The sequence below is a fragment of the Microcystis viridis FACHB-1342 genome (genome assembly GCF_014698335.1).
Classification (GTDB): domain Bacteria; phylum Cyanobacteriota; class Cyanobacteriia; order Cyanobacteriales; family Microcystaceae; genus Microcystis; species Microcystis ichthyoblabe_A.
On sequence record NZ_JACJSV010000039.1, the window covers coordinates 1 to 25,232 of the forward strand.

General features: G+C 40.2%; 21 protein-coding genes, 1 tRNA gene and 2 pseudogenes. 14 read left to right on the forward strand and 10 right to left on the reverse strand.

Annotation, left to right across the window (positions count from 1 at the left end; genetic code table 11):
* Positions 1-179 precede the first annotated feature (179 nt).
* Positions 180-252: transfer RNA gene (locus H6G40_RS13630), tRNA-Ile, on the reverse strand.
* A 64-nt stretch (positions 253-316) separates the two neighbouring features.
* Between H6G40_RS13630 and H6G40_RS13635 the strand changes: the two genes are divergently transcribed.
* The 4 genes from H6G40_RS13635 (at position 317) to grrM (ending at position 4,414) form a co-directional block, all read left to right on the forward strand.
* A complete protein-coding gene (locus H6G40_RS13635) occupies positions 317-610 on the forward strand; it encodes a hypothetical protein (protein ID WP_002752521.1) in 294 nt (97 codons plus the stop codon).
* A 32-nt stretch (positions 611-642) separates the two neighbouring features.
* The gene (locus H6G40_RS13640; protein WP_002732609.1) at positions 643-1,977 is read left to right on the forward strand and encodes a hemolysin family protein; all 1,335 of its coding nucleotides are present in this window, start codon (positions 643-645) and stop codon (positions 1,975-1,977) included.
* Between the two features lie 76 nt (positions 1,978-2,053).
* Positions 2,054-3,175 (forward strand): murein transglycosylase A, encoded by a 1,122-nt coding sequence (mltA, locus tag H6G40_RS13645; protein ID WP_002732036.1) that lies wholly within the window; start codon positions 2,054-2,056, stop codon positions 3,173-3,175.
* 78 nt (positions 3,176-3,253) lie between these two features.
* The gene (gene grrM / locus H6G40_RS13650) at positions 3,254-4,414 is read left to right on the forward strand and encodes a cyclophane-forming radical SAM/SPASM peptide maturase GrrM/OscB (protein WP_002732240.1); all 1,161 of its coding nucleotides are present in this window, start codon (positions 3,254-3,256) and stop codon (positions 4,412-4,414) included.
* Between the two features lie 288 nt (positions 4,415-4,702).
* On the opposite strand, the gene H6G40_RS13655 is transcribed toward grrM, so the two are convergent.
* Positions 4,703-5,413: a Uma2 family endonuclease gene (locus tag H6G40_RS13655; RefSeq protein WP_002732605.1), complete on the reverse strand. Its 711-nt coding sequence runs from the start codon at positions 5,411-5,413 to the stop codon at positions 4,703-4,705.
* 274 nt (positions 5,414-5,687) lie between these two features.
* On the opposite strand from H6G40_RS13655, the gene H6G40_RS13660 reads away from it, so the two are divergent.
* From H6G40_RS13660 to H6G40_RS13685, 6 genes and pseudogenes are all read left to right on the forward strand, one after another.
* Positions 5,688-6,632: a LysR family transcriptional regulator gene (locus H6G40_RS13660; protein WP_002733390.1), complete on the forward strand. Its 945-nt coding sequence runs from the start codon at positions 5,688-5,690 to the stop codon at positions 6,630-6,632.
* A gap of 46 nt (positions 6,633-6,678) precedes the next feature.
* On the forward strand, positions 6,679-8,532 hold the full coding sequence (locus tag H6G40_RS13665) for an NAD(P)H-quinone oxidoreductase subunit F (protein ID WP_190537821.1): 1,854 nt from the start codon (positions 6,679-6,681) through the stop codon (positions 8,530-8,532).
* 80 nt (positions 8,533-8,612) lie between these two features.
* Positions 8,613-9,338: a carbonic anhydrase gene (locus H6G40_RS13670; RefSeq protein ID WP_190537823.1), complete on the forward strand. Its 726-nt coding sequence runs from the start codon at positions 8,613-8,615 to the stop codon at positions 9,336-9,338.
* A 78-nt stretch (positions 9,339-9,416) separates the two neighbouring features.
* Positions 9,417-10,967 (forward strand): NADH-quinone oxidoreductase subunit M, encoded by a 1,551-nt coding sequence (locus tag H6G40_RS13675; protein WP_123231179.1) that lies wholly within the window; start codon positions 9,417-9,419, stop codon positions 10,965-10,967.
* A 274-nt stretch (positions 10,968-11,241) separates the two neighbouring features.
* A complete protein-coding gene (locus tag H6G40_RS13680; RefSeq protein ID WP_061433310.1) occupies positions 11,242-12,537 on the forward strand; it encodes a CO2 hydration protein in 1,296 nt (431 codons plus the stop codon).
* A gap of 306 nt (positions 12,538-12,843) precedes the next feature.
* Positions 12,844-13,728: pseudogene (locus H6G40_RS13685) on the forward strand (serine/threonine-protein kinase); the annotation flags it as partial.
* A 678-nt stretch (positions 13,729-14,406) separates the two neighbouring features.
* Here the strand turns inward: H6G40_RS13685 and H6G40_RS23310 are convergent.
* The 6 genes and pseudogenes from H6G40_RS23310 to H6G40_RS13715 form a co-directional block, all read right to left on the reverse strand.
* A complete protein-coding gene (locus H6G40_RS23310) occupies positions 14,407-14,577 on the reverse strand; it encodes a type II toxin-antitoxin system PemK/MazF family toxin (protein WP_242028756.1) in 171 nt (56 codons plus the stop codon).
* Positions 14,570-14,761 carry a hypothetical protein gene (locus H6G40_RS13695; RefSeq protein WP_002740538.1) on the reverse strand — a complete coding sequence of 64 codons (192 nt, stop codon included), beginning with the start codon at positions 14,759-14,761 and terminating at the stop codon, positions 14,570-14,572. Before H6G40_RS13695 ends, H6G40_RS23310 begins: the two co-directional genes overlap by 8 nt.
* 51 nt (positions 14,762-14,812) lie before the next feature.
* Positions 14,813-15,271, reverse strand: coding sequence for a hypothetical protein (locus H6G40_RS13700; protein ID WP_069475321.1), 459 nt, complete (start codon positions 15,269-15,271; stop codon positions 14,813-14,815).
* Between the two features lie 27 nt (positions 15,272-15,298).
* Positions 15,299-16,345, reverse strand: a complete 1,047-nt coding sequence (fbp, locus tag H6G40_RS13705) for a class 1 fructose-bisphosphatase (RefSeq protein WP_002731573.1) — start codon at positions 16,343-16,345, stop codon at positions 15,299-15,301.
* A gap of 461 nt (positions 16,346-16,806) precedes the next feature.
* A pseudogene (locus H6G40_RS13710) lies at positions 16,807-17,208 on the reverse strand (DUF4277 domain-containing protein); the annotation flags it as partial.
* Positions 17,209-17,634: 426 nt separating this feature from the next.
* Positions 17,635-17,880 carry a DUF1902 domain-containing protein gene (locus H6G40_RS13715; protein ID WP_069475322.1) on the reverse strand — a complete coding sequence of 82 codons (246 nt, stop codon included), beginning with the start codon at positions 17,878-17,880 and terminating at the stop codon, positions 17,635-17,637.
* Positions 17,881-18,090: 210 nt separating this feature from the next.
* Between H6G40_RS13715 and H6G40_RS13720 the strand changes: the two genes are divergently transcribed.
* The 4 genes from H6G40_RS13720 to H6G40_RS13735 all read left to right on the forward strand — a co-directional run bounded on the left by H6G40_RS13720 (position 18,091) and on the right by H6G40_RS13735 (position 24,489).
* Positions 18,091-18,297, forward strand: a complete 207-nt coding sequence (locus tag H6G40_RS13720) for a type II toxin-antitoxin system HicB family antitoxin (RefSeq protein ID WP_002733171.1) — start codon at positions 18,091-18,093, stop codon at positions 18,295-18,297.
* On the forward strand, positions 18,290-18,502 hold the full coding sequence (locus tag H6G40_RS13725; RefSeq protein ID WP_002732521.1) for a type II toxin-antitoxin system HicA family toxin: 213 nt from the start codon (positions 18,290-18,292) through the stop codon (positions 18,500-18,502). The genes H6G40_RS13720 and H6G40_RS13725 overlap by 8 nt, the downstream gene beginning before the upstream one ends.
* Before the next feature lie 267 nt (positions 18,503-18,769).
* Positions 18,770-19,303 carry a transposase gene (locus H6G40_RS13730; RefSeq protein ID WP_069474445.1) on the forward strand — a complete coding sequence of 178 codons (534 nt, stop codon included), beginning with the start codon at positions 18,770-18,772 and terminating at the stop codon, positions 19,301-19,303.
* Between the two features lie 443 nt (positions 19,304-19,746).
* Entirely contained in the window at positions 19,747-24,489 is a 4,743-nt protein-coding gene (locus tag H6G40_RS13735; RefSeq protein ID WP_190537824.1) for a DUF3110 domain-containing protein, read from the forward strand.
* Between the two features lie 2 nt (positions 24,490-24,491).
* On the opposite strand, the gene H6G40_RS13740 is transcribed toward H6G40_RS13735, so the two are convergent.
* Together H6G40_RS13740 and H6G40_RS13745 are read right to left on the reverse strand one after the other, a co-directional pair.
* The gene (locus H6G40_RS13740; protein WP_069475249.1) at positions 24,492-24,878 is read right to left on the reverse strand and encodes a hypothetical protein; all 387 of its coding nucleotides are present in this window, start codon (positions 24,876-24,878) and stop codon (positions 24,492-24,494) included.
* 62 nt (positions 24,879-24,940) lie between these two features.
* Entirely contained in the window at positions 24,941-25,093 is a 153-nt protein-coding gene (locus tag H6G40_RS13745; protein ID WP_176721675.1) for a hypothetical protein, read from the reverse strand.
* Positions 25,094-25,232: the final 139 nt, after the last annotated feature.

Here is a 25,232-nt window from a genome sequence, read left to right on the forward strand (position 1 = left end):
AGCGGGAATCCGATAGAGAGGTTCGTAGTTAACCCAGTACGGGTCAAAGCGTACAAAGCTAATTCTAGATGCAATATTTGCGTACAGAATTAGTAACTATTCTGCACTAACAAGAACAAGATTAACTTATAACTTACTCTAGTGCAGTCAAACCCGATCGCCTGAAGCGATCAAAACTATCCAGGGTGCAGGAGTTGAACCTGCCTAGCACGAATTATGAGTTCGTTGCCTCAACCGCTCGGCCAACCCTGGGTTATACTATTAACTCATTATAGATCGGTAATTACTCTGAACGTGAAAATTCAGCCCCACCAAGATGAAAAAATTTGCAATCAGCACCTCCTTGCAGTTAGGACTCCTTTTGATGGTAGCCATGTTAGCCGCCGGTTTCGGTAGCGGTTGGGTAGCCTATCAATTGGGAATCGCCTCCCTGAAGGGAGTCAGTCAACCGGATATCAACCCCGCTAAAAAGTTTACCAACGATCGCACCAGTTATGGTCGCAATCAAACTTTTATCCCCGTGAAAGAACAAGAAGTAATTAAAAGAGTGAGAGTTTATATGCAACAACAGAAAAACAAACCGCAATCAAAGAACGAAACCAAGGGATAGGCTTTAAAAAAGGCGAATTTTGCCTTTTCGCTATGGATAATCAGGATTTATTGACTCGTTTAATTTTAGTCTTTTTACTAATCGTCCTCAATGCTTTTTTCGTAGCGGCGGAATTTTCGCTTGTGTCGGTCCGTCGTACCCGCGTCAGTCAGCTAGTGGCTGCGGGAGATGTGCCAGCGCAGACGGTACAATCTCTACAAAGAAGTCTCGATCGCTTACTTTCCACTACTCAATTAGGCATCACCCTTTCTAGTTTAGCTTTAGGTTGGATCGGGGAGAGTACCATGACCGTTTTTGTGAAGAAATTACTAAGTTTTTTACCCTTTTCTTTAAACTGGCAAAATCTTCTCTCCCATGGTTTCTCTCTTTGTCTAGCTTTTTTAATTGTTGCCTATCTCCAGATAGTTTTTGGGGAACTTTATCCCAAATCCCTAGCTTTAATTTATGCCGAACCGATGGCGCGATTATTAGCAGCACCTATTGGCGTTATTTCCCGGATTTTTAAGCCTTTTATCGGTATTCTCAACCAATCAACTCGTTTTTTATTGGTTTTAACCCGTATTCCCGAAGTGGATCTACAGCGTTCCAGTCGGGTAACTTCCGAGGAATTACAATTAATTATCAGCATGGAAGGGGAATTAACGGGATTAGAAGCAGCGGAAAGGAAAATCTTAAACAATGTTTTCCAGTTTGGCGAAATCACTGCCTCAGAAATTATGGTTCCCCATAACCGTTTAATAGCTATTCCCTCGACCGCAACTTTTGAGGAATTATTGCTCCAAGTAGTTAACAGAGGCTATTCTTGTTATCCTGTGGAAGGAGATTCCAGCGATGATATCCGTGGTCTGATCGATTTTAAAGATTTAGCTTTACCCCTTGCCGAAGGTCAGTTAAATTTAACAACCCCGATTAAAACTTGGTTGAAACCTGTGCGTTTTTTCCCCGAAACCACTCCCTTAAATGAATTACTAACAGTGATGCGGGAATCATCCTTAAAGATGGTTATCATTGTGGATGAATTTGGCAGAACAGCCGGTTTATTAACTCTGAAAGATTTAATCGGTGAGATTCTGGGAACTTTTTCCCCTAGTGATCAATCAGGAATATTAGAATACCAAATCCTCGATGAATCAACTTTTCTCGTACAAGCACAAATGAATTTAGAGGACGTGAACAAAGCATTAAATTTAAGCTTACCCTTGGCCGATGAATACCAAACCCTAGCCGGTTTTATCCTCCATCATTGGCAAAAAATACCGAGGGTGGGAGAACAATTATATTACCAAAATTTAGAATTTACCATCATTTCTAAGGTAGGCCCTCGCTTGGAACAAATTAAAATTTATCGACAACAATTATCCTCATGATATAAATAATAAACAACTTTTCTCATTGCTCCTTTTTGATTGTTAATCGCGTCAATAGCTGCCCACTCCTATCACCATGAAACACCTTTTGGCACTCCTCCCCCTCAGCTTGGGATTAATTGCCCTCACCCCCGCAAATTTGCCCCTAGAACGCCTTGAAATCTCACAATTAGGAACATCTACGGGATACGATGAACGACTGCCAAAGGACAAAAAAACCCTACTACAAGCTATCGATCATAGTTTACGTTATCTAAATAGCTCGGCGGCGATCCGCGCCTATCAAAATTATCCTATTCCTGAAATAACTCGTCAGCGAGTGCAGCGTTCCTTAGTACGTTTTCGTCAATTAGTGCAGAATTCTCCCACTCCCGCAGCTCTACAAAAGGCAGTTAAAAAAGAATTTATTTGGTATCGTTCTTTGGGTAATGATAGTCAGGGAAATGTTAAGTTTACTGGTTATTTTGAGCCAATTTATCAAGCAAGTCGGCAAAAAAACGCCGAGTATAAATATCCTCTCTATCGCCAACCTGCTAACTTTTCTCGCTGGTCTAAACCCCATCCAGCTAGGGTAGAATTAGAGGGAAAAGATGGTTTACTAGGGGAAAATAGCCGTCTAGCGGGATACGAATTAGTCTGGTTAAAAGATCGCTTAGAAGCTTATTTAGTTCATGTGCAAGGTTCGGCAAAATTACGTTTACCTAATGGTCAAATTATGAGCATCGGTTTTGATGGCAATACCGAGCATCCCTACACAAGTCTGGGAAAAGAAATGATTGCCGATGGTATTTTTCCTGCTGAGGGTTTAACCTTACCAATGGTTTTGGATTTTCTCAGAAGTAATCCTGAGCAATTAAAGAATTATATCCCCCGCAATAATCGGTTTATTTTCTTTCGAGAAACCCACGGTGCGCCTCCCACTGGTAGTATTGGAGTTCCGGTTTTACCAGAAAGATCGATCGCTACAGATAAAAGTATTTTTCCCCCCGGTGCTTTAGCGGTAATTGAGACAGAAATTCCCCAGGAAAATCTTAATAAAAAATTAGTGAGTCGCTATGTTCTCGATCAAGATACTGGCAGCGCAATTAAAGGTACTGGGAGGGTAGATATTTTTATGGGAACAGGAAAAAATGCTGGCGATAAAGCTGGTTTAGTTAATACCCCCGGTCAGTTATATTATTTATTATTGAGGGAATAGGAAATAGTATAGGTAGAATTAAGATAGACTTCCCAGAATCGGTTATCATACTTAAGTGATAATTTAAACAATAGAATCATGAAAAAAACCGTAAATATAGATTGGTCGGATTGTGGTCCAATTACTTTAGTAGTCGTGCAGCCGACTTCTTTTTGTAATCTCAATTGTGATTACTGTTATTTACCCGATCGCCATTTAAAAAATACCTTATCCTTAGATTTAATCGAGCCGATTTTTCAGAGGGTTTTTAGTAGTCGTTTTCTCCAAGATAATTTTACCATTTGCTGGCACGCAGGCGAACCCTTAGCAGTTCCCATCAGTTTTTATGAAAGTGCCTTTGCTAAAATTGCAGAAGTTAGCGAGAAATATAATCAGCAGGGTTATTGTTTTCGTCATTCGGTACAAACTAACGCCACTTATATTAACGATGCTTGGTGTCAATTATTTAAAAAGCATGATGTTTATGTAGGAGTCAGTCTTGATGGACCGGCTTTCATTCATGATATCCACCGGCAAAATCGTAAGGGAACTGGCAGTCATGCTGCTACTATGCGGGGGATTTCTTTCTTGCAAAAACATGAAATTGATGTTAGTATCATCGCTGTTTTAACAGAAGATTCCCTCGACTATCCCGACGAAATTTTTAACTTTTTCTGGGATCATGGTCTTACCGATGTGGCTTTTAATATGGAAGAAACCGAGGGGATTCATTCGCAATCTTCCTTAGATAAATTAGGGATTGAACAACGTTATCGCCAGTTTATCGCCAGATTTTGGCAGTTAGTCACGGCTAAACAAGGAGAATTTAAGCTGCGGGAATTTGAATCGATCTGTAGTTTGATTTATGCCGATGAACGCTTAGAAAATACCGATATGAATCGACCTTTTATGATTGTCAATTTTGATAATCAAGGTAATTTTTCCACTTTTGATCCGGAATTACTATCGATTAAAACCCAACCCTACGGTGATTTTATCTTTGGTAATGTTTTGAGCGATTCCCTAGAATCTATCTGTGAAACTGAGAAATTTCAAAAAATTTACGCTGATATACGCGGTGGAGTCGATTTATGTCGCCAAAAATGCGATTATTTTGGGGTTTGTGGGGGTGGTGCCGGTAGTAACAAGTATTGGGAAAATGGCACTTTCAACTCCACAGATACTAAAGCCTGTTTATACCGGATTAAGTGTATCACCGATATCGTTCTTGATCGCCTAGAAAATTTATTAGAAGTTTAAAGATTTTTTTAGCTATCAGTAAACAGTTATCAGTTATCAGTTATCAGTTAAGTAGCTGGTTATAATTAAATTAAAAATGGATTTTAGGTTCGATCCCCCCTGCCCCCCTTGATAAGGGGGGTGCCGATCCCCCCTTAGTCCCCCCTTAATCCCCCCTTAATAAGGGGGGCATCTGATAATTTTTAACGCCTACCTACTTATCAGTTATCAGTTCACTGATTATTGTTTACTAATAACCTATGAAAAAACTTAATCTAAATACCATTTTTCCAAAGTAATGGCATGGTATTATTCTTCTTCTAAGGTTAATCCTAACGCCTCTAAGCGTTCCGCTAGTCGATCCGCGCGTTTCTTTTCTTTATCGGCACGTTTCTTTTCTTTATCGGCGCGTTTCTGTTCTTTATCAGCGCGTTTCTTTTCTTGACGCATTTGAGACTCTAACTCAACAGTTGTTAAAAATTTCTCTCCATCGGGACGATACAATTCTAAACTAGATTTATCCCAGATAAAACGCATACCTAAGCGGGGACTTATCCAGTCATTGATGGGGATAATTTCTCTTAAATTTTCTCCCTGTCTTTGCCAACCTTGTAAACGACAGCGCATCGTGTTATATAAATAGTATTCTTCTACACTATATGTGTCATAAAACTCTAATTTTCGACTCATCTCTGCTTTTGTATTCTTCGGTGATAGAATTTCAAAAACTACTTGAGGAGCGATATTTTCTTCCTGCCATTGACGATAGGAACCCCTCCGTCCTTTGGGACGGCCAAAAGCTACCATCACATCGGGAGCAACCGGTGAAACCAAAGTAGAACGCAGAGGATACCAGAGTAAATCTCCGGCAATAAACACCCTAGGGTCATCGGCAAAGATAATCTCTAAATTCTCCTTAATTTTGACAATCCACTCATATTGTTCGGTATTATCTGCCATCGGTTGACCATCACTATCTGGGAAAAGAAGATCGTCGTCAATATCAAGATAACTAACCATTGTCTTTTATTTTTAATAGATGGTTGTTTTTTGATTGTAGCAAGATAATTATGAATTATGAATTATGAATAGGAATTATGAATTGGGGAGTGGGGGAGATGGGGGAGTGGGGGAGTGGGGAGGAGGGAGAAAAAAGCTGATGGCTGACAAAAGGTCTTAAGCGGCGGTTATATCTAGTAGAGTCTATATTTATCAAAAAGTTAATTGACTAGAATCTATAAAAGCGTTAGGATTGATGGTGACAAATAGTTATTATTGAGGAGGAGATAAGAACTTGATACAGGCAACCCTGCACCAGTTAAGGGTTTTCGAGGCTACCGCACGACACAGTAGCTTCACCAAGGCGGCCGAGGAGTTATTTATCACTCAACCTACCGTCTCAACCCAAGTCAAACAACTCACAAAAGCTGTGGGTTTACCGCTATTCGAGCAAATTGGCAAACGTTTATTTTTAACCGAAGCGGGTCAGGAATTACTGTTCACCTGTCAAGAGATTTTTAATAAATTGGACAACTTTCAGATGAAAGTGGCCGATATTAAGGGAACTAGACAGGGAAAACTGACTTTAGGCGTAATTACTACCGCTAAATACTTTGTGCCGCGATTACTGGGGGCATTTTGTCAACAGTATCCCGGTATCGACATCGCCCTACAGGTGACTAATCACCAGAAACTGCAAGAGCGAATGTTAAATAACGAGGATGACCTCTATATTCTCAGTCAACCGCCGGAAGAAGTGGAACTTTGTTCTCAGTCTTTTCTGGAAAATCCTCTAGTGGTGGTGGCGCGACGGGATCATCCATTGGTGGGACAGAAAAATCTCCCCCTTGAGTGCCTCAACCATCAACCTTTTATTATGCGCGAATCGGGATCTGGAACCCGCCAAGCGGTACAAAAATTATTTAATCTCCACGATATTAAAGTTAAGGTGCGTTTGGAATTAGGCAGTAACGAGGCCATCAAACAGGCTATTTCTGGCGGTTTGGGACTATCGGTACTATCTAAGCACACTCTCATCTCGGAAGGGGAAAACGGCGAATTAGCCATCCTCGACGTGGAACAGTTTCCGATTCAGCGCAATTGGTACGTTTGTTATCTGGCCGGAAAACAACTTTCCGTGATTGCCGATGCTTTTTTAAAATACCTGCTGGAAGCTAGTCAAGCCATCCCGATTCATGCCCCGTTAAAAAATGGCCACAGCCTATTAGTGACCCATTAAACCTTAAACTTTAATTCAGGATCATTTTTCTTCTTGAGGTGGTTATATGTTCGAGTCCTTCAGCCAGACTATCTGGTTGGTACCTCTTTATGCCTTTGCGGGCGCACTTCTCGCCCTACCCTGGTCTCCCGGTATTATCCGGCAAACTGGCCCGCGACCGGCCGGTTATCTGAACTTGATCATGACCTGCTGGGCTTTTTTGCATAGCCTTTTTGCTTTGCTCGCCGTTTGGGGTCGTCCGCCCCAATCTATAGCATTTAATTGGCTAAATGCCGCAGATTTAAGCATATCTTTAGATGTGCAGATTTCGGCCGTTAATATCGGGGCTTTACTGCTAATTACCGGCTTAAACCTCGCCGCCCAGGTATATGCGATCGCCTATCTAGAAATGGATTGGGGTTGGGCAAGGTTTTATTCTCTCGTCGCCCTCTTTGAAGGGGGTATGTGCGCCCTAGTTATCTGTAATTCGCTATTTTTCAGCTATTGTGTGCTAGAAGTTCTCACCCTCGGCACTTATCTGCTGATTGGTTTCTGGTTCAATCAATCTCTGGTGGTAACGGGGGCGCGGGATGCTTTCCTAACCAAACGGATTGGCGATTTAATCCTCTTGATGGGAGTGGTGGCCCTTTTACCCCTGGCGGGAACCTGGAACTTTGACCAATTGGCAGAATGGGCGGCTACAGCCAATTTAAACCCCAATGTGGCTAATTTACTCTGTTTAGCCCTGATTGCGGGTCCAATGGGCAAATGCGCTCAATTTCCCCTGCATTTATGGCTAGATGAGGCCATGGAAGGACCGATGCCCGCGACAATTCTGCGGAATACCGTCGTCGTTTCCACTGGCGCTTGGTTATTGGTCAAATTAGAGCCAGTGCTACAATTATCGCCCTTAACTTTACAGGTGATGATCATTGTTGGCTCTGTTACTGCCATCGGTGCGGGGTTAATTGCGATCGCCCAGATCGATGTTAAGCGTTCCCTTTCCTATTCCGTCAGTGCCTACATGGGACTGATTTTTATCGCTGTTGCCACCGGACAAACGGAAACCGCTTTAGTGTTACTCTTTACATACGCGATCGCTATGTCCCTGTTAGTCATGGTGGTGGGTAACATCATTTGGAATAATATCAGCCAAGATTTAAGCCAATACGGCGGTTTATGGTCTCGTCGTCCCGTTTCTGGCATTTGTTATCTCGTCGGTGCCGCTAGTTTAGTCGCACTGCCTCCCTTTGGTGGTTTTTGGGCATTAGCCCGCATGGGCGATCACCTCGCAGAAATCAGTGGTTTACTGTTATTAGTGCTATTGTTGGTCAATGCCTTAACTGCCTTTAGTGTCACTAGAGAATTTTGCGTTTTCTTTGGCGGTAAAATCAAACCAATGACCCTGCGCTCTCCGGAAGCTCTTTGGCCCTTAGTTATCCCCATGACTGTGACCATGGGTTTCGCCCTTCATCTGCCGATTTTATTAGCGCAATGGCATTTATTACCAAGTAACTTAAATCTGGGAGTTGCTTTTCTCTTGGTACTTTCCACTGCTGGGGGCGTAATTCCGGCAGCATATATTTATCTGAATGAAAATATCTCCAAACCGATCGTTTTTCAACCGAAAGCCCTTCAAGATTTCTTTGCTAACGACCTTTATACAGCCAAATTGTATAAAGTCACCATCGTTTTTGTCGTCGGATTAATCTCGCAAATTATTAACTGGATCGATACCTTTCTGGTGGATGGCATCGTTAATCTGGTGGGATTAGCCACGGTTTTTGGTGGTCAGAGTTTGAAATATAACGTCTCAGGACAGACCCAATTTTACTTTCTGTCGATTATTTTGGGGGTGGCTTTGATTGGTATTATCATCTGCTGGCCCCTACTAGCACAAATTTCTCTAGTTTTCAGTTAAAGATTTGATAACTTAGGCTTTTCTTTAGCATCCCCGGCCCTGACAATAGGATTTGTCCTGATTAATGGAAACAATTACCTATGTTCAATACCTCTCGTCGCCAATTAATCCGTTATGGGGGTGGTTTTTTGGGAACCAGTCTAGCCGCCTCTGTTTTGGGTTCTCAGTTGTCCAAAAGTAACGCCCAAACTGCTGTTAATTCCCAGCCATGGCTAACGGCTCAAAATCAAGGATTGAACCCAGACCAGGCCTTAACTATGCTCATGGAAGGCAATCAACGTTTCTGGGAACGAAGAAAAAAAAGTCCTAACCGCGATCAAACTCGACTCACAGAAGTGGCCGAAAGTCAAGCCCCTTTTGCGGCAATTTTGGGCTGTGCCGATTCTCGCGTACCAGCAGAAATCGTTTTTGATCAAGGATTAGGAGATCTATTTGTTTGTCGGGTAGCGGGAAATTTAGCCACTTCCGAAGAAATTGGTAGCCTTGAATTCGGCACGTTGGTGTTAGGAGCCAAGGTAATTGTTGTCCTTGGCCATTCTCGTTGTGGAGCGGTAAAAGCCACCATTGAAGGGGGTCGATTCCCGGGTCAAATCGGTCGTTTAATCGATGGCCTACAGGTGGGAGTTGATCGGGCCGAAAAACAACCCGGTTCTAACAAACTTGAGCGAGCAATTAAATCCAATGTTGTCTATCAAGTAGAGAAATTAGGCAAATCCCCAGTTATTGGTGAATTAGTGGACGGCAAACAATTAAAAGTTGTCGGTGCTTACTATGATCTCGATACCGGCAAAGTGAGTTTAATTTAGTCAATTCTAGATTAGTCATCGTGTCGGTTGGCTAATCCTTTTCTCATCCCAGTCATTATAAATTTGATCGATACCAATATGCTCAGTACCCTGCTTTGGTTGCCAATAATTGGAGCAATTATCGTCGGTCTTTTCCCCGATAAATTTGCCCCAGCAAAATTACGTCAAATTACCCTCTTTTTTGTTGCCGCCGTCCTCTTTTGGTCTTTATATCTGCTGACTCAATATAACTTAACCAGCAATGGCTTTCAATTTTCTGAATACCGCGAATGGGCAAAACCAATCGGTTTAAATTATAACCTCGGAGTCGATGGTTTGTCCTTACCGTTAATTATTTTAAGCTGTTTCTTGACAGGAATAGCTATCTATAGTAGCGAAGAAAAAATAGAGCGTCCCCGACTTTATTACATCCTAATCCTCCTGATTAACGCCGGGGTTTCTGGGGCATTAATGGCCAAAAACCTGCTGCTGTTCATCGTTTTCTATGAACTAGAATTAATCCCCTTTTATCTGATGATTGCTATCTGGGGAGGCGAAAAACGTGGCTATGCTTCGATTAAATTCCTTCTCTATACTGCTGTCTCTGGGTTATTAGTCCTAGCGGCATTTTTAGGGATAGGTTTCCTCAACGGTGGTACTTTTGACTATTCCTCCCTCTCCACCGCCGATTTCTCCCAAAAAACCCAGTTACTACTCTTAACTCTGCTGTTAGTGGGATTTGGCATCAAAATCCCCCTCGTACCTCTCCATACTTGGCTACCAGATGCCTACACGGAAGCTTCCCCCGCTACAGCAATTTTACTAGGTGGTATCCTCGCTAAACTCGGTACTTATGGCTTAGTTCGCTTTGGTCTGCAATTATTCCCGGAAACTTGGTCTTTAATCGCCCCCGGACTGGCAATTGTCGGCGTTATTAGCGTTATTTATGGAGCTTTGAGCGCTATTGCCCAAAAAGACATTAAACGCATGGTGGCCTACAGTTCGATCGGTCACATGGGCTATATACTGGTAGCAGCCGCCGCCGGCACGGGTTTAAGCGTCCTTGGTGCCGTCGCGCAGATGATTAGCCACGGTCTTATTCTCGCCCTCTTATTCTATCTGGTGGGCATTGTCGAACGCAAAGCCGGAACTAGAGATTTAGACGTTTTAAACGGTTTAATGAACCCAATTCGCGGTTTACCCCTGGTTAGCGCCCTATTAATTCTCGCCGGTATGGCCAGTGCTGGTATCCCCGGATTAGTGGGATTTGTGGCGGAATTTATCGTTTTTCAGGGTAGTTTCTCCCGTTTTCCCGTGCAGACGGTTCTCTGTATCATCGCTTCCGGTTTAACGGCGGTTTACTTTGTTATCCTGCTTAATCGCACCTGTTTTGGTAAATTGGATAATAAACTTGCCTACTATCCCAAAGTCCTGAAATCGGAAACTATACCCGCTTTTGTCCTAATGGTATTAATCGTCTTTTTAGGTATTCAACCCAATTATTTAGTCCGTTGGATTGAACCCACCACTAACTCGATGGTTGCCAGCTTATCGGGACAAGCAAAACCTAGTTTTGTGTTACAAAAATCTCCGCAAAAGTCCTCAAAAACCAACTGGTTTAATCGGGGTAAATATTTGAGTAATAGTTAGGGTTGGCTTAATAAATCTAAAAACCTTGTTGGATAAGACTTTTAGACTTTTTTGACCTCAAAAAGTGCCAGCCGAGAGTGATCGGGGCGAAAATTCCGGGACTTTTTTCCTGAAAATTAGGTAATTGACCGTCTGAAAATGGGTAAAACCCTACACCCCACACCCCACACCCCACACCCTGCCCCCACGAAAAACTTTTTCAGCAGACCCTAGTTAGTTATCCCTTGCTGTTTCCGAATTATTGTAACCGCTGCTAATTACTTTACCTAAAACTATGACTGGGACATTAATCAAAGCCAAAATTCCCCCTTCTACTCACGAATTCGCCGACATTATCCACCGGTTAGAAGCGGGTGGCTCCATGTTGCCGGATACTCCCGAAAACCTGATGCAAATTATCGGCATTTATAAAGCTTATGCTGTGCCGATGGATTTTTATTGGCGAGATCTGCTCTATATTGCCGAACGAGTTTTCCTCGATCCTTTGCCCTTTTTTAAATATTTTCTACCCCAAGAATACCTAGACCTACAAAATCATTACGCTGGCGATAATGCCGATTTACGCATCTGGCGCGGTACGGGTTCCGCTCACCCTGAATTGTTAGAATTCATGGATAAAGGTAAAACCAGAAAAATGCCCAGATTAATCCATCACCTCTGGCATGACCGTATTAATATGGAATTTGCTGAAGCCTGTATGCAAGCCATGTTATGGCATGGCCGCGATATGGGTTGGGGTTTATTTGATGCCTATCTCGATTCAGAAGAATATCGCCAAAATGCCGACCGCGCTATTAAGGCCTATTTCAAGAAAAATCCCGTCATGATGAAACTTTATGACCTGTTCCCCGATATGTTTTTGGAACAGGTGCGGATGATGTCCTACTACTCTAATTTAGGACTATTCTGGGAAGTGATGGCCCCGGTATTTTTCGAGATGTCTGATATCTACGATGAAGGAGGGTTTAAAGGTGTTCCTGATGCCATGAATTTCCTCGTTAATGGTATTTTTGCCATCGCTGGCCGGCCGATTTATCATCACGTTTATATTGATGGTCAATGCTACGAAATTATCCCCAAATCAAAGGCTTTTACTTGGCTTTATGAAGCAGCTTTACCCTATGTAGAAGCGGTCTTTTATCGTACTGCTCCCTTCCGGGGTACAAAGTCCTATAATGCCCAAGCAAAACAGGTTCCTGACGAACAAAAAGACTTTCACTATGGCATTCTTTATGCGGATGTTTTCCCCGTGGGTACTGCGGGAATTCCTCCCACTTTGTTAATGGATGATATGTATCATTTTTTACCCCAATATCTAATTGATTACTATCAGCAAAACTGCCGGGGGGAAGACGATATTTTGATTCAATTGGGGATTAGTTTCCAGCGCTCGATGTATAATGTTACTTCAGCAGTTATTCAAGCTCTACGCACTGCTTTACTCTATCCCCTCGACGATCCTAATCCCAAACATTTACTTAAAAATCGTCAATTCTTTGAGGCACAAATGGACAGATTTAAACGTCCCGAAGCGCGTCTTAGAGATATCCAAAGTCCTAATTATCGTTAAGGTTTTTGGGTTATTTTTCTGGTGGGTTTATCGCCCACCTTTTTTGATTATGAGATAACCGACACCCAATGTCATACTAATACTAAATCCCTTGAGTAACCCACAGAAAACGGGTTTTTCCGAGAAACCCGTTTTCTACTCGAGGGAATAAATAATCAGTATTTAATAGCCAGATTTAGTATTAAGTACCTAAGCAAAATTAATTACACATTTCGATAAAGCTTTTGCTTCTTGCCTTCGTTAAAACCACCCACTTACTAGGATAGTTACAGAACGTAAAAATTGGCTAATTCAGGAGTTATTATTATGCTAGACCAAATGATGAAGATGTTAGAAGGGCAACAAATAGGCCCCTATCGTCTTAATAAATTTCTCGGTGCGGGTGGTTTTGGTGGTGTATTTCATGCTAGTGAAATGGTCAGAAATACATCGGTCAAAGAAGTTGCCATTAAAGTTATCCCCGAAAGTAGCGATGATAAATTAATTGAGTTAACAAATTCCAGAAAGTTAGAACATCCTAATTTAATTAAGAGTTATGCGGTGGGGGAATTTACTTTTCTCAATACTGAAATGCTTTATTTAGTCATGGAATTGGCACAGGGTAGCCTAGAAAATCACATTGCCAAAGCCAGTTTGTCAGCGGATGAGATTACAAATATTACTGCTCAAGTCGCCCAGGGCTTAAATTATCTTCATCGACAAAATAAAGTCCATCGAGATTTAAAACCGGGTAATATCCTCAAGGTTAATCAACAATACAAGTTAGCAGATTTTGGCTTAATTAGAACCTTAAATAACAAAAGCCACACTCAAACAGTCCACAATACCGGTACAATTATTTATATGCCTCCCGAAGCCTTTAGGGGGGATATTTCCTCAGCCTGGGATTTGTGGTCATTAGGTATTATGTTAATCCAAATGACCACTAATCAACTTCCCTATAAGTTTAATAATGATATTCACCAGTTAATGGCAAAGGTGATGAATTGTGATTTACAAATCCCCAGTTTACCGAAAGAGTTTAAACCGATTATTGAAGGGTGTTTGCAAAAAGATAGAAAACAAAGATGGACAGCACAACAGGTTTTAAATGCCTTACAAGCAGTCAAAAAGCCTGTTTCACCAATACCCCTAATTGCTTCACCTACTCCATTTACCGAAAAAATATCCAACGGAGTAACACTAGAGGTAGAAAACGGGTTTCTCCGAGAAACTCGTTTTCTGTGGGTTACTCAACGGATTTAGGATAATATTGGTGCGTTACGTCGCCTATGTAATTAATGTAAATTAAATAATATTGTGGCGCTCCTAACGCACCCTACCTACTCAGATGAGCAGTTTCGACGATTACAACAGCATAGCGTCCTGTAGGGGGGAAGCATTCGAACAATAACCTATCGGTGAAACCGGAGATTTTCTATCCGAATGCTTCACCCGTACTTTTTGCCGCAAACCCTATTTAGGGTTTGCTGAATAAATCTAAAAACTTTGTTGGGTAAGACTTTTATACTTTTTGTCAATCAAAAAGTACCAGGTATGGGAGTGATCAGGGGGAAAATCCCTGGACTTTTTCCCTAAAAATTAGGTAATTGGCCACCTCAAAACCGGTAAAACCCCACACCCCACACCCCACGAAAAACTTTTTGCCGCAAACCCTAACTATTGATTATGTTTCCGCTGCAACTAGCGCACAGACTAATCTTCGCTTTCTTGATCATTCCTCTCTTCAAACCCTAGCCAAAAAAGTAACGCATTCTCAACCTCCATCATTTGCTCAGATGTCAGATTTCCTAATTTACGCAAAAGCTTTGCATGGGGAATTGTAACGATGTTTTGTACATCAAAGACTCCTTCTCTAAGGAAGCTAGCTTAGACTTTCACTTCAAATCTTGAACCACGAGAGCTTGTCGTATGTGGAACCAGAGTCGCTAAGGCACGCTCTTGATTGCGCGCAGGAATACTGATAACCAAACAGGGTCTGACTTTGGCCACATAACCCAGATCAACCAGCCAAACCTGACCACGATCAGGGCTATCCATAGGAAGCTTCCTGATCATCTAATTCTAGAAAAATTCCCTCGGCATTGAGGACTAGATCTTCATCAGATAAGGGCGGAAAATCCAGGTGAATTGTCCGCTTCAGAATCTCTAATAGCAAATCTAACCGCTCTGAGTCTGTCAAGCGGTCAAAGGTATCTAAAAGTTCCTGAACTATAGCAGTCATAGCAGTTACTCTATATCTGCTCAATACTATAACACAAGCTTAACAAGGATCTTAGTCATTACTTGACAGCCCCAATAAATTCCGAATGTAAGTTTGGAATCCCCCCAAACCGCCATCGTCATCCCAACGCTGTCTGAAAGTTGGTAACTTCTCCAATTCCATCACATTCCCACCCTGATACCTGACTCGATAATCAAACATCGCATCTGCTTTTGCTGATACAGGTGGATTATCAAAATCAATAGCCCAAAGCACCTCAACAATTCGATAGATGTCGTAATTATCTTTGCCAATTTCACGTTTGGCTTTGCAGTCGAGAACTTTTACTAAATGGGTAACATACCCTCGCTGTCTGAGTAGTATCAAACTATCTTTTTCGGGTTTATTGGCATTGACTTCATCGTCTTTCCATGCCAGTTGGAAGGGCGATGAAACCTTATATTTCCGATATGCCCATGTACCATCGTTTCGCCTGACATTTTTAGTCCACTTCAGAGCTTGTAAATCCATGTCAATATCTCGAAATAAAACTATAAGTTAAACTCGATCGCGATGACGTCGATCAGCGATAAAAGACTCCACCAATTTAACATCTTCGACACTACCGATCACTAAAGGTGTGCGGGTGTGTAATTTATCGGGAACGATATCTAAAAGATTTGTCACCCCATCACTAGCTTTACCTCCTGCCTGTTCAATTAAAAAAGCAAGGGGGGCAGTTTCATAAATTAAGCGCAATTTTCCCTGGGGATTTTTAACAGTACCCGGATAGAGAAAAACACCACCCTGCATTAAAATTCGATGGATATCTCCCACTAATGCCCCACTGTAACGGGCCGTGTAACCATCATGACGGTGGACATAACGGGTATAGTCGCGAATTGCCTCATCCCACTGCCAAAAATTGCCCTCATTGGTACTATAAATCGGGCCATGGTCGGGGATAATAATATTCTCTTGGGCGAGGATAAATTCCCCTAAACTGGGGTCAAGGACAAAGGCATGAACACCGCGACCGATCGAGTAAACTAAAATAGTCGAGGGTCCGTAGAGAATATAGCCAGCGGCGATTTGTTTACGACCATTTTGCAGTAAATCTAGGGCTTCTCCGTCTAAATCATTGCCTTCCTGTTGACGGATGGCAAAAATCGAACCCACATTTAGGTTAATATCCACATTGGAAGAACCATCGATCGGGTCGTAGAGTAGGGTATAGCGACCGATGGGACAGTTTTCTGGGATATAATAGGGTTTATCCATTTCCTCGGAAGCAAGACGGCAAACTAAACCACTTTGCTTAAAAACCGAGATAAATACTTCATTGGCAAAAACGTCCATTTTCTTGACCGATTCCCCTTGGACGTTGGTTTCTCCAGTAAAACCTAGCACATCCGCCATTAATCCCGCTTTACTGAGACGACGGGCAATTAATTTCCCCGCTAGGGCAATCCGACTCATAATTGCGCTTAAATCCTGCGCGTCGGGGGAAAAGCTTTGTAGTTGTTGCAGGACGTGACGGGAGAGGGTGGTACAATCTCGATCGAGGCTATGTTCGGGGATAGAAAAGGGAATATTGCTAACCATAACTGTAATTGCCAGTAATAAAGTAAAAAAAGGGAAACTCGTCTAGTCTCAATTATGACTATGATTTGATCCTAGCCAAAATTTTTCCCATTGCGGGCTAATTTTTAGATCAGTTTTAGAGTTGGCTAATTTTTATCCCATTGATCATTAAATTTTGGTCAATAAGTAGCTGTTTATAATTAAATTGAAGATAAACTTTGGTTTCGATTCCCCCTTGATAAGCTATCCATTAGTCACATCTTTCTTAACATAAAATTTGACAAAAAGAGAAAAGTGTGCAAGATGGCTCAAGGGGGTTCTATAGGGGGACTAATTTGTAGCTTGTAGTTGGGAGCATCTCACCTTTGTAACCCCTAAATCAGGTTTTTATGTCAAGCTATTTTGAAAACCTTGCTAGAAAACAGTTTTAGGGATAAGTATAATTACTCACTTGCATAAATGAGATGCTCTCTTTGTAGCAATGATGTGGCCTCTAGATGAGAATATTTTGTCTCTATTTTAAATTTTTTGATGACCGATAAGACAACTTCTATAAATATATCATTCAGTCCATGTTTGTATAATTCATCCATGACTCTCCCAATTTTATCATCATTGATATAATCGGTTTTTATTTCTTCTCCCAATAATTCTTCGATTCCTTTATCTTCAAAAAATTGACTAAATAAGTATAAAGGCCTTGAAACAAATCCTAATCCATTGATTAGAATAGCTTTGACCACTGTTCCTGCTGAAATTTTTTCTCGGGAGTCAATTCCTAATTTAGAGTTGATTATTTCAACTATTCTTATTTCGTCAATTAGTCCGGCTACTATTCCTAAGTGATCTAGGTTTTTAATTTTTACCTCTGAGATAGGAGACAATTTTTGTACCTTTAATAGATTTTTGAGCTTTTTGATTGTCTCACTTTTTTGGGACTAATTCTCTGAGTATTTTTATTTATTTTTTTCTTGAATGAGTTTATGCTATTTTATGCTACATTTTGAAGTGCGGAGTGTCGGATAAAAAAAATCAACCCATGAACGAACAACGCACCCAATTCTGTCTAAATTATGATTTTTTTGATTGTTTGATTGACTAGGATTTTGGCTCTCTTGGATTTGGTGGGTGAAATGTATTCTAAGATACATTCCTCCTAGCGAGGGGGTGGAAGGAACCACAAAGACACAAAGGACACAAAGATTGATCGATCATATTGTAAGTTAAACTTATCACACAGAACCTATAAGAGCCGGATTTTTTTCGGCTATCATCCCGGTGATACAATTCTGATAATCTCCCCATTCAATCTAAACAGCGCACTCAATTGATTCTTGACGATGACTAATGAGTTCAAAAGTTATCGCTGCTTGAGGTTCAAGAGTAATTAGATGATTTAGTTGTAATAATTCTGGAATCATCTGTCGTAATTTAGCTGTTAAAGCTGCGATGGTATCAGCTTCGATGACTAATCCCGGAATATCTTCACTCTCTGCTACCCACACTTGCGCCTCTCGATCCCAAAATGCTTCTACTTGGTACGGTTTTTGATTCATGATGATTTAGTTCAAGTGAGTAGAATTAGCTTATATATCAATCAAGATTATACAGTGCGATCGCATTTTTGACAACCCTACCACCAATCCCCAACTCTTGATGATCGCCGATGAATCGCTTATAATTGAATCAAACGAACAAAGCACCCAATCCTATCCAACCCTCATTAGGTTCTGCCTAATTTTCAATTAAGTACGGGATGATAAAATATGCAATATCAAGTCAATCTCAAACAAACAGAAGAGGGATATGCTGTTTGGTGTCCTAGTTTACCCGGTTGTGCTTCTCAAGGGACAACTAAAGAAGAAGCACTCAATAATATTCAAGATGCAATTCAGTCTTATTTAGAAGTTGCTGCAGAATTAAATCAAGGGATCGAATCTTATTATGTAGAAGTTGAATTAAATCATGCCTAGTCTTGCTGGAATTAATCATCAACGAGCAATTAAAGCGTTTGAAAAAGCAGGATTTCAGATTGTTCGACAGGGTAAGCATATTACCATGACTGATGGACAACATATTCTCACTATTCCAAGGGCTAATCCAATCAATGCTTATACAATGGGAACAATTATTAAAGGTTCTGGATTAACTATTGAAGAATTTAAAAAACTTTTATAAAAAAAATTAACCCATGAACGAACAACGCACCCAATCCTGTCTAAATTATGATTTTTTTGATTATTTGATTGACTAGGATTTTTTTTGGATATTATCCCTGTGATAGAATTCTGATAATCTCCCCATTAAATCCCTGTAGGGGCGAAGCATTCGGATAGAAAATCTAGGGTTTCAGCGATAAGTTATTGCCCGAATGCTTCGCCCCTACCCCCGAACAATAACCTATCGCTAAAGATAACTGAATTAACCGCCACCATCCGCCACGCCATGAATGAACCCCAAAAACATCGACAATCTATTCGTTTAAAAGGCTATGATTATAGGCTTAATGGAGCTTATTATATAACAATTTGTTCTTATCAGAAGCAGTATTTATTTGGTGAAATTGTTGAAGGAAATATGGAGCAGAATTTACTTGGTGATACTGTTGAAGCAGTATGGTATAGACTGCCTCTAAATTTTAAATTTATTGAACTAGATGCTTTTATTGTCATGCCCAATCATATTCATGGAATTATAGTAATACAAAATTATGATCTGGAAAAGACCGAATACGATTCTCAATATACTCACGGTACAATGCCGGAATCTTTGGGGGCTATTGTGCAGAATTTCAAATCAATTTCTAGTCGTAAAATTAATCGTTTATGTGGCGATCGCCTGAAAATTTGGCAGCGCAATTATTATGAACATATCATTCGCAATGAAAATTCTTATCAAAAAATCCGGCAATACATTCTTGATAATCCGCGAAATTGGGAACAAGACGAGAACAATCTGAATAAATTCAAACCAATGTAGGGGCAAATAACCTGTGGGGACAAATAACCTGCGGGGACGAATAACCTGTAGGGGCGAAGCATTTGGGCATAACATATCGCTGAAACTATAAATTTCTTATCCGAATGCTTCGCCCCTACCCCGGGCAATAAACTAATAACCTTCGCCTATTATCCCTGTGATACAATTCTGATAATCTCCCCATTAAATCCCTGTACGGGCGAAGCATTCGGACAATAACCTATCGCTGAAACCCTAAATTTTTTATCCGAATTCTTTGCCCCTACCCATCAATTCCCCATCTGCCACGCTATGAATGAACAACGCACCCAAACATACCTAAACCTCATTAATCAATTATCATCGTCCTCATTCAATTATGTCCAATTTTTTACGGAATGGCGAATCAAGGTGTTGTAGTTCTGATAAGTTTCGTGGTTTAGAAGTGATAAGGAGTCTAAATTATGTTTGAACGGTTTACAGAGAAAGCGATTAAGGTAATTATGTTAGCGCAGGAGGAAGCGCGTCGCTTGGGGCATAATTTTGTAGGAGCGGAGTTTATATTTTTAGGGTTAATCGGTGAAGCATCAGGAGTTGCGTCGCAAGTTTTAAGACAGCAGGGAATAACGCTAAAAAATGCTCGAATTGAAGTTGAAAAAATTCTAGGAAAGGGTTCAGGAATTAGCCCAGAAATGAATCCTGTAGATATTCCTTTTACAGAGTCGGCAAAACTCGTTTTAAACAGTGCATTATCATTTGCTGATAAATTAGGGAGTGAATCTATTGATACAGAGCATTTACTGATTGGGATTTTTCAACAAGGGGAAAGTACAGCGATAATTTTACAAAATTTACAGGTTAATCTAAAAGATTTAACTGTTTCTTTGACTCAGTATTTTCAGCAGCAACCCTCTAATCAGTTACCTCAAACTGTTTATGTTCTGCTTTACAATGTGGGAGCAGATGATGAGGGTATTCATACTATAAGCACAGGCAATAAGGATACAATATTAATATTTGAGACTCAAGAAGATGCGGCTACTTTCGCACGACGATTAGGGGAGCAGAATTTTCCTGTACCGAGTGTTGAAGCAATAGAATATGAGGATATTTTGGGATTTTGTCAGCAACAGGGTGATGATTGGGAATTTGTAGCGCAAGGAACAAATAGAACTCCTCCTTCTCAAAATCAAACGATAAATCAGCAAAATAATTTTGTAGATCAATCGTCACAAGGATTAACTCTTAATACTGAAATACCTAACCAGCAAGAATATGTAAGATTCTTAATGGAGACATTACGAAAAATTTCTGAAAATCCTAATCCTCAAGTTATTTATCCCTTCTGGGCGCAAAATTTGGATAAACTGGATGATAATTTAGCGCGAATTCTAGACAGTTTAGCGAGAAAGACATTAACGCAAGCCGCGCAAGAACAAGCCTATGCTTTCGCTGTTGTGGTTATTGGCAATTTCATTAACTTAATCCGACAATTTCCCCTCGGTGACATCGCCGCTCACAAAGAAATTGCCATTACGGGTTATGAAATAGCCTTAACTATCTTCACTTTTGAAGCATTTCCCCAAGATTGGGCAATGACACAGAATAATCTCGCTAATGCTTACTGTGACAGAATCAGAGGGGAGAAAGCCGAGAATTTGGAAAGGGCAATCGCCGCTTACCAGGAAGCTTTGAAAGTTTATACTTTTGACGAATTTCCCCAACAATGGTCAGACACACAGAACAATCTCGCCATTGCTTACCGTAACAGAATCAGAGGAGATAAAGCCGAGAATTTAGAAAGATCGATCGCCGCTTATCAGGAATCCTTGAAAGTGAGGACTTTTGACGCATTTCCCAAAGCTTACTTAAACCTGATTAATCAGCTATTATCCTGCAATGATGGCGATGAACCTCGCATTATGCAGGAAAATCAGGAATTGCTGGATGAGGGGTTGGTACAGGTAATGGTAGCCGTAGCGCAACAATACGGGAATGCAGGAAGGGAAAATGAGGCACGATGGCTGATATATATAGCGCAACAGTTAGCGGAAGATTTAGAGATATGGTCGGATGAAACAACAGAAAAGGTAAATACCGATCAAGATTATCTAACATTTTTTGGAGAGGTATTGCAATTGCTTACTAACGATCCAGATATAAATATCAAAATCATTTATCCTTTTTTTGAAAAAAATTTAGATAAACTAGATGAAAACCTAATAGCTGTTCTAGATAATTTTGTAAGAAATATATTATTGCCATCTGCTGACTCGGAAACAGCTAGAACTATTACAGCGTCGATTGTTAACTTTAGTCGTCTTATTCAAGAGTTTCCTCATGGTGATATTTCTATGAATCAAGAAATTGCCATAGCTGGTAATGAGCTTGTCTTAACAATTGATAATGATCCTATTGATCGAGCACTGACACAAAACAATCTTGGGATTGCCTATCGTAACAGAATAAAAGGAGACAAAGCTGAGAATTTAGAAATAGCGATCTCTTTGTATAATGAAGCATTGAGGATTAGAACCTTTGATGCTTTTCCACAAAACTGGGCAGCGACCCAAAATAATCTGGCTAATGTTTATCGTGAAAGGATTATGGGGGATAAAGCCGATAATTTAGATAAGGCAATCGCTACCTATACCGAAGTCTTAAAGGTTTATACTTTTGACGCATTTCCCAAACAATGGGCAGAGATACAGAATAATCTCGCCTTAGCTTATAGTGACAGAATCAGAGGAGAGAAAGCTGAGAATTTAGAAAGAGCGATCGCTACTTACAAAGAAGTTCTCAAAGTTTATACTTTTGATAGTTTCCCCGAAAAATGGGCATACATACAAAATCTTTTGGGTGCAACTTATATCGAAAGAATAAAAGGCAATAAGGTGGAAAATTTAGAACAAGCGATTGCTGCTTGTAATGAAGCTTTGAAAGTTTATACTATTGAGACATTTCCCCAAGATTGGGCAATGACACAAAATCTTCTTGCTCTTGCTTATTCTTACAGGATACTGGGAGATAAAGATGATAATATTGAAAAAGCAATCAATACTTATGCAGTAGCTGAACAGGTTATTACGTTTGATACTGATTCTGAATCATGGGCAATCATACAAAATAATTTGGGAATTGCTTACTATGAAAGAATCCGAGGTGATAAAGCTGAAAATCTAGAAAAAGCTCTCGAAGTTTATGAAAGCTCACTCAAAATCAGAACTTTTGAACAATTTCCTGAATATTGGGCAGATACGCAACATAATCTCGGGAATACTTACCGTCAGAGAATTAAAGGTGATAAAGCTGAAAACATCGAAAAATCCATTGAAGCCTATACAAATGCCCTAAAAGTCAGAACTTTTGAAAATTCACCACTTTTGTGGGCAGAAACACGAAATAGTCTCGGTAACGCTTACTGCCAAAGAAAGGTAGGCAACAAAGCTGAGAATTTAAAAAAAGCAATCACACTTTTTACCGATGCCTTAAAAATTTGGACAAACGAAAATAATTTGTTCAGTTGTTTAATGGTTGCTAGTAATTTAGCTAACTTATACTATAATGAAGAACAATGGCAACCTGCCACAGAAGCCTATCATATCGCCATTGAAGCCGTCGAAAATGCTCGCTTAGAGGCACTTAACCCCCGCAGTCGTGAACAAACCCTCTCTCATGCCATTGGTGTTTTCCATCGCATTGTGCAAGCATATCTTAATTTCAATCAGCCTGAGAAGGCATTAGAATATATCGAACGCAGTAAAGGGCGTAATCTGGTGGAATTAATCACCCAGAAAAACCTAAATCCCCAAGGGGTTAGTCAAGAAATCATCGCCCAATTAAATGAATTAAAACAACGAGTTTTTAATGAAAAAATTCGCTTACACCATCAAAGCATTAACCAAAATTTAATGCGTAGTGATAACTTAACTCCTTACGTTCCAGATCACAGTTATCTGAAAGAATATCAACAAGACTTAGATAATTTTATTGCAAGAGAAATTAAAGATCCTCTCTTTAGCCTCACTCAAAAAGTTGAGCCGATCCCATTTACAGAGATTCAGGCTTTAACTGATGCTGAAACTTGTCTGCTGCAATGGTACATTACAGGGGAGAAAATACTCGCTTTTGTGGTGTCTGCTGAGGGAGAGGTTAAAGTTTGGCAATCTTCCGAGGATGATGTAAAGCAATTATTTGATACAATCAACAATTATCTACAGCTTTACTACTCCAAAAATGGCAAACAAGAATGGAGAAATCAACTGTCTAACCTCCTACAGACTTTTGCTGAAACTCTGCATATTAATGATATTTTTGCCCTGATTCCCGATACTTGTCAACGCTTAATTATTATTCCCCATGTGTATCTGCATATTCTCCCTATTCACGCTTTCCCGATTAACAAAAACCAAATTTTACAGGATAAGTATGATGTACAATATGCCCCTAGTTGTCAAATCTTGCAAAAAATCTCCCAAACTTCTCACCATTCCGACTTTAATAAACTGTTCGCTATTCAAAACCCCACTAAAGACTTATCTTACACTGACTTAGAAGTTAATATCCTCTCAACTTTCTTTACTGAACCTCAAGTTATCGCCCAAGATAACGCCACTAAAAACGCTGTTCTTCCCCATCTCAAATCCTCAGATAACCACTGTTATCACTTCTCCTGTCATGGAAGCTTTAACCCAGCTAATCCCCTTGAATCCGCCTTATTCTTAGCCAATAAAGAACCCCTAACATTAGGCGAAATCTTTGAACTGCGCTTGAATAAATGTCGCCTTGTCACCCTTTCTGCCTGCGAAACTGGCTTAATTGATTTAAACTCTATCAGCGATGAATATATCGGTTTACCCAGTGGTTTTCTGTTTGCAGGAAGTCCCAGCGTTGTCAGTAGTTTATGGACAGTTAATGATTTATCAACCTCCTTCTTGATGATTAAATTATATGAGATTTTATTTAATGAGAATCAGCAAGTTTCTGTACCAGTTGCTTTGAAAATGGCACAAAATTGGTTGAAGAATTTGACAAGTGAACAATTTATTTTAGAAGCTGATTCAATGATAGATAAGCTCTGTCATGATAAGCCAAGAACAGCTAAATCTTATAAAGAATCAGCCCGTCAATTATTAGTACAAAATCCTGAAGAATATCCCTTAAAAAATCCCTTCTATTGGGCTGCATTCATAGCATCTGGACAATAGAATTAAGCATTAAATTGACACCATTGTTTGATCCCCTTTTTCGCCAAATAAATAACAACAGAAGTTGCTACTGATATTGGGATTTGTCCCCCCGCCGCTAACGTTGCTACTGCTACAGTTAGTAAATCTTTCATGAGATCATTTATAAAATCATCATCACACACAATAGAACGGCATTTTTTAGCTAATTTATCTAGAATATTATCTTCTTCCCCTGCTCTAGTAGGAATCTTCACACCTGTTTCCATTGCCAATAAACCAGCAGATTTAATTAAATCGCCGTCTGTTTCTGCAATTAAGTCTAAAGCATCCAAAGCTTCAGGATAATCCTTAAATTGCTGCCGATAGTGTTGTATTTCTTCCGGTGTTAACTGAGTTGTATTGTCCATAGTGCTATTGTTAAAACTAAAACTAATTTTCTCCATCCATTATAATGCGATCGCCGATCTTGTCAAGTGCAAAAACCTGCGGGTACAGCATCCTCAAGATAACCTTCGCATTCTTCAATCGCATCCAAAGCAGCGATCGCACTTAGATTATCTGCCAATTCAGCGCGAAACTGGGCAATTTCTTCAGGAGTAACTTTAGTTGATTCAATATCCATAGGTTATTCTTATTTACAGACAATGCTAATTGTATAGTTTCTATTTTGCCCATCTATCGATAGTTTTTAATAGAAAGTGTTAATCTAACTGGTTACTGATAACTGAAAAGGTTCTTAATTCCCTACCATTGTGATAATT

Bases quoted from the DNA above. Each gene is read 5' to 3' on its own strand.
- H6G40_RS13745 (WP_176721675.1), bottom strand. From the start codon at position 25,093: ATGGATATTGAATCAACTAAAGTTACTCCTGAAGAAATTGCCCAGTTT.
- H6G40_RS13715 (WP_069475322.1), bottom strand. From the start codon at position 17,880: ATGAATCAAAAACCGTACCAAGTAGAAGCATTTTGGGATCGAGAGGCG.
- H6G40_RS13720 (WP_002733171.1), top strand. From the start codon at position 18,091: ATGCAATATCAAGTCAATCTCAAACAAACAGAAGAGGGATATGCTGTT.
- H6G40_RS13700 (WP_069475321.1), bottom strand. From the start codon at position 15,271: ATGGATTTACAAGCTCTGAAGTGGACTAAAAATGTCAGGCGAAACGAT.
- H6G40_RS13640 (WP_002732609.1), top strand. From the start codon at position 643: ATGGATAATCAGGATTTATTGACTCGTTTAATTTTAGTCTTTTTACTA.
- H6G40_RS13725 (WP_002732521.1), top strand. From the start codon at position 18,290: ATGCCTAGTCTTGCTGGAATTAATCATCAACGAGCAATTAAAGCGTTT.
- grrM (WP_002732240.1), top strand. From the start codon at position 3,254: ATGAAAAAAACCGTAAATATAGATTGGTCGGATTGTGGTCCAATTACT.
- H6G40_RS13670 (WP_190537823.1), top strand. From the start codon at position 8,613: ATGTTCAATACCTCTCGTCGCCAATTAATCCGTTATGGGGGTGGTTTT.
- mltA (WP_002732036.1), top strand. From the start codon at position 2,054: ATGAAACACCTTTTGGCACTCCTCCCCCTCAGCTTGGGATTAATTGCC.
- H6G40_RS13680 (WP_061433310.1), top strand. From the start codon at position 11,242: ATGACTGGGACATTAATCAAAGCCAAAATTCCCCCTTCTACTCACGAA.
- H6G40_RS13730 (WP_069474445.1), top strand. From the start codon at position 18,770: ATGAATGAACCCCAAAAACATCGACAATCTATTCGTTTAAAAGGCTAT.
- H6G40_RS13735 (WP_190537824.1), top strand. From the start codon at position 19,747: ATGTTTGAACGGTTTACAGAGAAAGCGATTAAGGTAATTATGTTAGCG.
- H6G40_RS13695 (WP_002740538.1), bottom strand. From the start codon at position 14,761: ATGACTGCTATAGTTCAGGAACTTTTAGATACCTTTGACCGCTTGACA.
- H6G40_RS13635 (WP_002752521.1), top strand. From the start codon at position 317: ATGAAAAAATTTGCAATCAGCACCTCCTTGCAGTTAGGACTCCTTTTG.
- H6G40_RS23310 (WP_242028756.1), bottom strand. From the start codon at position 14,577: ATGGATAGCCCTGATCGTGGTCAGGTTTGGCTGGTTGATCTGGGTTAT.
- H6G40_RS13665 (WP_190537821.1), top strand. From the start codon at position 6,679: ATGTTCGAGTCCTTCAGCCAGACTATCTGGTTGGTACCTCTTTATGCC.
- fbp (WP_002731573.1), bottom strand. From the start codon at position 16,345: ATGGTTAGCAATATTCCCTTTTCTATCCCCGAACATAGCCTCGATCGA.
- H6G40_RS13655 (WP_002732605.1), bottom strand. From the start codon at position 5,413: ATGGTTAGTTATCTTGATATTGACGACGATCTTCTTTTCCCAGATAGT.
- H6G40_RS13675 (WP_123231179.1), top strand. From the start codon at position 9,417: ATGCTCAGTACCCTGCTTTGGTTGCCAATAATTGGAGCAATTATCGTC.
- H6G40_RS13740 (WP_069475249.1), bottom strand. From the start codon at position 24,878: ATGGACAATACAACTCAGTTAACACCGGAAGAAATACAACACTATCGG.